The 267-nt window shown below is 33.7% G+C and carries 1 pseudogene; it reads right to left on the bottom strand.

From position 1 onward, the window contains the following. Window positions 1–267 (bottom strand): annotated as a pseudogene (locus KA858_RS12710) (metallophosphoesterase); the annotation flags it as partial.

Here is a 267-nt window from a genome sequence, read left to right as displayed (position 1 = left end):
TACTAAATGAATGTTTGGATCTAATAATTTAACTTTATCTGGTTCATGTACGAGTCCTATTCGAAAGTCTATATGACAATTTGGAACTTGGAATGAACTGTTAAAGTTAGGTTGACCAAAACATAAATCATCAATACCATTAATCTGAATATTACCGTCAGGTGTGTTGACGACGTAAGAACTGTTTAACAATACTTCAAAACCCGATTTATTCATGATATCTAATACAGTATGAATGCCGTTTGAACCGTAATCGTGGTTGCCTGG

The organism is Staphylococcus sp. GDX8P80P (genome assembly GCF_017893095.1).
GTDB lineage: Bacteria > Bacillota > Bacilli > Staphylococcales > Staphylococcaceae > Staphylococcus > Staphylococcus borealis.
This window is presented reverse-complemented; position numbering and strand designations above follow the sequence as displayed.